4 protein-coding genes are annotated in these 5,259 nt (G+C 59.1%); all 4 read left to right on the top strand.

Translation table 11 applies throughout. The features are described 5' to 3' along the window. Positions 1-956, top strand: a 956-nt coding sequence (locus tag PSV43_RS05990) for a GspE/PulE family protein (RefSeq protein WP_300194629.1), incomplete at its 5' end; no start/stop codon positions are given. A gap of 39 nt (positions 957-995) precedes the next feature. Then, positions 996-1,472: a response regulator gene (locus PSV43_RS05985; RefSeq protein WP_300194628.1), complete on the top strand. Its 477-nt coding sequence runs from the start codon at positions 996-998 to the stop codon at positions 1,470-1,472. After that, positions 1,472-4,243: an ATP-binding protein gene (locus PSV43_RS05980; RefSeq protein WP_300194627.1), complete on the top strand. Its 2,772-nt coding sequence runs from the start codon at positions 1,472-1,474 to the stop codon at positions 4,241-4,243. Before PSV43_RS05985 ends, PSV43_RS05980 begins: the two co-directional genes overlap by 1 nt. Before the next feature lie 324 nt (positions 4,244-4,567). After that, complete coding sequence (locus PSV43_RS05975; RefSeq protein ID WP_300194626.1) at positions 4,568-5,179, top strand: L,D-transpeptidase; 612 nt, start codon at positions 4,568-4,570, stop codon at positions 5,177-5,179. The last annotated feature ends 80 nt before the right edge of the window (positions 5,180-5,259 follow it).

Raw genomic sequence — 5,259 nt, 5'->3', positions numbered from 1 at the left:
GCCAGGACGGACGCATGGCCCTCTCCATCGGCCGGCGTCGGGTGGATGTTCGTGTCGCCGCCATACCGACGCGGCGTGAGTTCCAGAAGGTCATCATGCGTTTCCTCGACAAGCAGGACGGGGTGAAGCGCCTCTCGGACTTCAATCTCTCCCAGCGCCAGATCGACATTCTCACGCGCACCATGCAGCGCGACCAAGGGCTCGTGCTCGTCACCGGTCCCACCGGCTCTGGGAAAACCACCACCCTGTACGCCCTGCTCAACAGCGTGAACGACGAAACCGTCAACATCCAGACGATCGAAGACCCGATCGAATACGAAATTGAAGGGATCAATCAGACCCAGACGAACAACGCTCGCGGACTCGACTTCGCCAACGGTCTGCGCTCCCTCCTGCGTGCCGACCCTGACATCATCCTCATCGGTGAGTCACGCGATGCGGAAACGGCGGGCGCGGCGGTGAACGCCTCCCTCACGGGGCATCTCGTGCTCACCACCCTGCATGCAAATGACTCGCTGCGTGCTGTGTCTCGACTGCTGTCCATGGGAGTAGAGAAATACCTCCTCGCAGACTCACTCGCCCTCAGCCAGGCCCAGCGTCTGGTGCGGCGGCTCTGCACCTACTGCAAGCAGCCCATGCAGGCACCGCAGGACGTGCAGGATCTCATGGCCAAGCAGGCCGTGATCACAGCACCGATCACCACCCCCATCTACACCGCCCGTGGTTGTGACGAGTGCCATGGCACCGGCTATGCCGGACGCGTGGCGCTGATGGAGCTGTGCGAGGTGAACAATGAATTGCGCGACCTCGTCGAGGAAGGCGCTCCGCTGAGCGCGATGCGCGCCGCAGCCTTCAAAAATGGCTTTCGATCGCTCTATCAAGAAGGCCTCCAGCAGATCATCGGCGGTCACACCTCGCTCGATGAAATCAAATGTCTCAGCTACACCGCCATGTAATGCGGAAGATTTATTTCCATCATTTAACTTTTCACCATCATGTCCCTCACCGCTCAGCTTCTGCCTCGTGAATTTGCTGCACGTGCTATCGCACGCGTGTTGCTCGTAGATGATGAACCTCATGTGCTGGCCGTAGGCAAAGCCGTGCTGGAAGCCCACGGTTTCGAAGCCGTGGCCACACTCAGCGGTGAGGAGGCTCTCCAACTCGTGCGCGCGGGCGTGGAGGAAGGGCAGCGCTTTACTGCCGCCATTGTGGATCTCACCATGCCAGGCGGTGCCTCCGGCTTTGAAGTGCTCGAATGGCTGCGTGCCTGTGATCCACGGCTGCCTGTCATCGCCTGCAGCGGCTACTTCCAGGAAGATGTGAAGGACCTTTGCCAGGCGATTGGCTTTGTGGATGTTCTGCACAAACCCTTCAATCTCGAAAGCCTCTGCCTGGCGGTTCGTCGTGCCATGGTCCAGGAGTCGGACACGGCGGAGTCCACTTACGCGACCTTCAAAATTGGCGCCGTCTAATGAAGTTTCACTTTCAGATCGCCAACCGCTTTACACTGCTCGGCATGTTTGCCGTGCTGGTAGGTGCGGGGGCGACTGCTACGGGCTTCTTCTGGCAGGAGTTTATCACTCTGCGCTTCGTCCAAAGCTCCTACCTCGGTGCGGTCGCGCTGGCGGGCCAGATGGAGCTAAACCGCCAGGCTCTCAGTGAAAATGAGATCAACGGAGTGGCCCCGCTGAATTGGGAGAACGAAACCCGCATGCGGATGCGACTGCAGACGGTGGACATTCCTCCCGCCCTGCAAATACTAGGTCTTCAGGTGGAGGTGGTGGCGCCGCGTCAGACGGTTGGAGGCGGCTCTCCGCCAGTGGCAAAGTCGCCGCCCATCGTCATTATCCCCGGTTGCCAAAATTGTATCATTGATGAGCCCTCTCCGGCCCATATGAGCAATCTCATTTACCGCGTCTTGGCGGGCAGCTCCCTGGTGATGGATGACACCAGCGACAGCCGTGATCTGGAAATCAACGGCGGCGATCACTGGCTCATCAGCGCAGCACCACTGTACTCACGCAGTGGGCATGTTGCCGGCGCCTTCATTGCACGTCAGCCGCTGGTTCAGTTGCGGCATCTCTTCAATGCCCAGCGTCTCACCGTTCCCATTCTCGGCGCCTGCGCCGGTCTGGCCTTGGCAGTGTTCAGCTTCTATATCATCGGCCGGCGTATCACGAAGAAGACCCATTCCCTCATCGGCGCCTTCCGCGCCATGCGTGCCGGAAACCTCAACGTCCGCGTCCCCGCCAATGGCTTTGATGATTTGGACCTCGTGCAGGAGGAGTTCAACATGATGATCTCCCATGTGCAGGAGGAAGATCAGCGCAAGCACACCCTCCTTGTCGAATACGAAGCCGCCAAGCGGCAGGCAGAAACCGCCACCGCCGCCAAGGGCAGCTTCCTCGCCAACATGAGTCATGAGATTCGGACACCGATGAATGGCATCATCGGCACCACCAGCCTCCTCATTGAGATGGGGCTTGATTCCGAGCAGGAAGAACTCGTCCGCATGATCCGCTCCAGCGGCGAATCCCTCCTCCACGTCATCAACGACATTCTCGACTTCTCCAAGCTCGAGTCCGCCAAGATGGACATGGAAAAGCTCCCGGTGGACATCGAAAAACTCCTGGGCGAAACCACCGACGTCTTCACCCACAAAGCTGCCGAGAAAAACATCGAGCTCAACGTCCACCTGGACACCGTGCTGCCGCGCAAGGTGCTTGGCGACTTCCAGCGCATCAAACAAGTCCTCGTCAACCTCGTCGGCAACGCCATCAAGTTTACCGAAAAAGGCGAGATCCTCATACTCGTGCGCCAGGTTTCACGCCAGACGCCGCAAGGAGACAAGACGCTTCTGCACTTCTCCGTGCGTGATACCGGTATCGGCATACCACCAGAAAAAATTGGTCAGCTCTTCCAGGCCTTCAATCAGGCAGACGCTTCCACCACACGCAAATACGGCGGCACCGGCCTGGGCCTCGCCATTTCCAAAAAACTCATCAAAATGATGCAGGGTGAGATCAGCGTCGTGAGCGAGGAAGGGAAGGGGTCCGACTTCTTCTTTGAGCTTCCTCTCATAGTCGCTGCGGATGATGAATCCCGTGAGGAAGAGCTCGCCTGGCTCGATGTTGTCAAAGCGCGGCCGGTCACCCTTTACAGCGCGCATCCCACCACTTTGCAGGTGCTCAACCAGTCCCTCATGCAATGGGGCATGTCAGTGCGGCTGCTGCGAGACCGTTCCGTTGTTGAACTCGAAGCGGTGCTCGAAGAGGCGGGACTCTTCATACTCGATGTCACCGGCCTCCGGCATGAAGAAGCCGTGCTCATGCTGAATGCCGCCGCCACGCGCGGCACAGCCATCATCACCCTCATGTCCATCACCTGCGCGAAGCTGGACCGTGAACGCTTCACTCCCCCCGCAGGCAGCAGGCACACTCGGTTGTCCAAGCCCATTAAACGCCGTGAACTCCTGCGCACCATGGCCGAGCTCTACCGCATGCCCCGCCGGGTGATCCTCACCCCCATCGTCACCTCGGCGGTACCCGCCGAGAGGTCCACCACGTCAGCAGTTCCCGTGACCCCACCTTCACCACGTCCGAACTCCGCACCCCGGTCACAGCTCCCGCAGCCGCCCCAGTACTTCCAGCCCCAAATGGTGCCGCAGGTAGTATCCACGTTTGATTCCCCCTCAGTGCTGGAGGTGCCCGCGCCTCCGTCCATGTCGAATCAAGGCTCAGCGCGGGCCGCCAGCGGCGGCCATGACATTCATGTCTCCCAAGCCACCAACCGCGCCATCGCCAAAGCGGCCAAAGCAGACGTCGATAACTTCGCCAGCCAGAATCCGGCACAAATCCTCCTTGTTGAAGATCAGCCATTGAACCAAAAAATTGCCACGATGTTGCTGCAGCGCCTCGGCTATGTCCGCATGGACATAGCCAACAACGGCGAAGAAGCCGTCAGCATGGTCGCCCAAGGAGGGTATGACATCGTCTTTATGGACCTGCAGATGCCGGTCATGGGCGGAGTCGAAGCCACCCGGCGCATCCGCAGCAACTTCCAGCTCAAGCATCAGCCTGCCATCATCGCAATGACCGGTCATGCCCTCACCGGAGTCAAAGAGGAGTGCCGCGAATGTGGCATGAACGCCTTCCTCACCAAGCCCGTCTCCCTCGACGATTTCCGCCGCGTCATTCCGCCCGCACTTTCTGTCGAGGCCTCACAGATCCCGATGAGCTTTTAGAGCTTAAAATGGGCAGGAGGAAACCAAGCTCTGAATGAGGAGTGATTTTATAAATGGCTGCTATGCGGGTTATAGCGATTCGCAAAAAATCATTTCAGGAATGGAAATTCTGAGAATGTTGGTTTTGCTGCTAAATGGCAGAAATTGTGTTCCTTAGTCTCGGGCGAAAATGGATGATTCTGGCGTATGATGGACCCTCTCGGGCATACACGCTCGCATCGTGAGCGTTACTATTCACATGAACGGACGACTGCAATGCGGCTGCCGAAGGCTGATTGAAGGGTTTGCACGAGGAAAGACGAAATCTGAATTCCAAGACACAGAATGAGGCCGCCTATAAAGAACATCACGGCGGTCGTTTCCCTGGCATGGCTGGTCCTGGGTCTGGTGTCTTGCGGGCATGCCACGCGCCAAGCCTCTGCCGGGGTACCGCAGACGGCGGACCCCGTGCCCCAGCGGCTGGTGGTCAGTGTGGCGGAACAGATGATGGTGACGCTTGATGATGGCAAGCCTCGGCGGCTCTTTCGCGTGAGCACCTCAAAATTCGGCACGGGTGACAAAGTGGGAACCTACCTGACTCCGCTGGGGCGCATGGAAGTGGTGGATATCGTGGGGCAGGAATTGCCGACGGGCGCGAGGCTGAAGGCCCGGCTGCACACGGGAGAAATCGTGCCCGTGAACGCGCCGGGGCGTGATTCCATCGTGACCCGCGTGCTGCGCCTGCGCGGCCTGGAACGGCGCAATTCTCACACGCTTGAGCGGACGATCTACATCCACGGCACGCCGGAGGAGTCCAAGCTGAAGACCCCAGCTTCGTATGGCTGCATCCGCATGGGCTCAGCAGACATCATCGCTTTGTGCCGGTGGGTAAAAGCAGGAGCCCGGGTCGATGTTCTGGCGGGGAAACTGCCCGCACCGAATCAACTGCCGCCGTGAAGGGCTGGATGCGGTGACAAGTAAAGCAGCAAGCACGCGGGGAAGGGGACGCCTTGATCTCTTCAGTGCTATCCTGTTGG

It is taken from the genome of Prosthecobacter sp., from assembly GCF_029946185.1.
Lineage (GTDB): Bacteria > Verrucomicrobiota > Verrucomicrobiia > Verrucomicrobiales > Verrucomicrobiaceae > Prosthecobacter.
Note: the sequence above shows the minus strand (reverse complement) of the source record. Positions and strands in the feature narration are given on the sequence as shown.